The 2,272-nt window shown below is 63.2% G+C and carries 2 protein-coding genes and 1 pseudogene; all 3 read left to right on the top strand.

The window, feature by feature from the left end:
• Positions 1-41 precede the first annotated feature (41 nt).
• Positions 42-449 (top strand): IS66-like element accessory protein TnpA, encoded by a 408-nt coding sequence (tnpA, locus tag QO034_RS23185; protein ID WP_284487865.1) that lies wholly within the window; start codon positions 42-44, stop codon positions 447-449.
• Complete coding sequence (gene tnpB / locus QO034_RS23180) at positions 446-793, top strand: IS66 family insertion sequence element accessory protein TnpB (RefSeq protein WP_284487864.1); 348 nt, start codon at positions 446-448, stop codon at positions 791-793. The genes tnpA and tnpB overlap by 4 nt, the downstream gene beginning before the upstream one ends.
• 68 nt (positions 794-861) lie before the next feature.
• Positions 862-2,272, top strand: a pseudogene (gene tnpC / locus QO034_RS23175) (IS66 family transposase); the annotation flags it as partial.

The following is a 2,272-nucleotide window of genomic DNA, read 5'->3' as shown; positions in this document are numbered from 1 at the left end:
GATAGTGTCCACCATCGATAGTGGACATCATGAGGCACTCCATGGCGGGCAAGAAGGGCCAGAAGAAGCGGTTCTGGGCGGACGAAGAGAAGCGGTCGATCTGCGCGCAGGCTTTGGCCCCGGGTGTGTCGGTCGCGCAGGTTGCCCGTCGTTATTCGATGAACGCGAACCTGATCTTCAAGTGGCTGAAAGACCCCCGTTTTTCCCCTGCTGCGGACGAAACGCAAATGGCATCGGAAGATGACGGTATCTTCTTGCCGGTGGAAGTGTCGGGGCCGTCCATCGACCATGATGCCGACGACGCGCCCATGATGACCGCGGGTTCGACATCGGCCCCTCTTCTGGCGCATCGGGTCGACATCACGCTGTCGGATGGGCGACGGGTCGTCATTGAAGGGCCGACGGCGCTGTCATCTGTTATCGGGCTCGTGCAGGGTCTGATGGCATGATCCCGGTGCCGAGCAATACGCGGGTCTGGCTGGCGGCCGGGGTGACGGACATGCGCCGCGGCTTTAATACGCTTGCGGCGCAAGCCGAACAGGTTCTGGCCGAGGACCCGTATTCGGGGCACATGTTCGTCTTCCGGGGGCGCCGGGGCGATCTGTTGAAGATCATCTGGTGGGACGCCCAGGGCGCCTGCCTGTTCTCCAAGCGCCTCGAGCGTGGCCGGTTCGTCTGGCCCGCGGCGAAGGACGGCAAGGTCAGCCTCGGTCCGTCGCAACTCTCGATGCTGCTGGAGGGGATCGACTGGCGCATGCCGCAAAAGACATGGCGGCCATTGCAGGCGGGATAACTCAACAAAACAGGGGCTTAGGCGCATTCCTTGTTCCACTCCCACCGCCGGTTCAGTATATTCCCGCCATGCTGGAGACGCTGAAATCCCTGCCGGACGATGCGGAAGACCTGAAGGGTCTGGTCGCCCTGATGGGTGAAGAGATCAAGTCTCTGACCCTGAAGGTGGAAGACCTGCAAGGGCAGCTGGCGGCCCATCGCAAGGCGCGGTTCGGGTCGAAATCCGAAAGCCTCGATCAGCTGGCCTTCGACTTGCAGGAAGACACCGAGATCGCGCAGGCCGCTCAGGCGCAGCATGACGAAGCCGGCCCGGACGACGATGCGGTGCCCTCCGACATGCCTGCCAAACGGCAACACAGCCTTGCTCCGCTGCCCGATCATCTCGAGCGACAGACCGAGGTCCTGTCTCCGGGCGATGCTTGCGCCTCCTGTGGCCGCGCGCTGCGCCCAGTCGGCGAGGATGTGACGGAGGAGTTGGAATACATCCCGGGGCGCTTTGTCATCCGCGAAATCGTGCGCCCGCGCATGGCCTGCAAGTGCTGCGAAACCTTCTGGCAAGCGCCGCTGCCGAGCCGCCCCACCGAACGGGGCCGTGCCGGTCCCGGCCTGCTCGCCCATGTGCTGGTCGGCAAGTATTGCGATCACCTTCCGTTATATCGCCAATCGGAGATCTACGCGCGCGAGAAACTCGACCTGCATCGATCGACATTGACCGGCTGGGCCGGGCGGTCGACGGCGTTGCTGGAACCGCTGGCCGAGCATATCGGCAAGCTGGTGCGCGCCGGACCCGCCGTGTTTGCCGACGATACTCCGGTCAAGATGCAGACCGGAGCGAAGACGGGCAAGGCGCACACCGCGCGGCTCTGGAGCTATGTTCGCGATGAGCGTCCATGGTGCGGACAGGCGCCGCCCTGCGCGTGGTATCAGTTCAGCGTGGATCGGAAGGGAGAGCACCCCTCTGCCCATCTCTCGGGCTACAAGGGCACCGTGCATGCCCCCTCTCGGCAGATTGCTCCGCAATCGCCTGCCGGGCAATGGACGGGTTTACCGGCTTCAACGGCCTGTTCGGCGAAGGGCTCGCCACGGAGCAGGCCTGCATGATCCATGTCCGCCGCAAGTTCGTGGATGTCTTCGAGCGCGATGGGTCCGTCATCGCCAGGGGCGCCATCGAACGGATTGCCAGGCTCTATGGTGTGGAAAAGGAGGCGCGCTACAAATCCCCCGATGAACGCGTCGCCCTGCGGCAGGCGCAGGCGAAGCCGCTCTTCGATGAACTGACAGGCTGGCTGAAGCAGCAACTGCCGAAAATATCCGGAAAGACCAAGCTGGCCGAGGCGATCCGCTACGCGCTCGGTCGTATGCCAAAGGCGCGGCCATACCTCGAGAACGGACAGCTGGAATTGGACAACAATATCTGCGAGCGGTCAATCAGACCCCTGACCGTCGGCAGGAAAAATTACCTCTTCATGGGCTCAAAAGG

The organism is Sedimentitalea xiamensis, from assembly GCF_030164465.1.
Taxonomy (GTDB): domain Bacteria; phylum Pseudomonadota; class Alphaproteobacteria; order Rhodobacterales; family Rhodobacteraceae; genus Sedimentitalea; species Sedimentitalea xiamensis.
This window is presented reverse-complemented; position numbering and strand designations above follow the sequence as displayed.

Bases quoted from the DNA above. Each gene is read 5' to 3' on its own strand.
- tnpA (WP_284487865.1), top strand. From the start codon at position 42: ATGGCGGGCAAGAAGGGCCAGAAGAAGCGGTTCTGGGCGGACGAAGAG.
- tnpB (WP_284487864.1), top strand. From the start codon at position 446: ATGATCCCGGTGCCGAGCAATACGCGGGTCTGGCTGGCGGCCGGGGTG.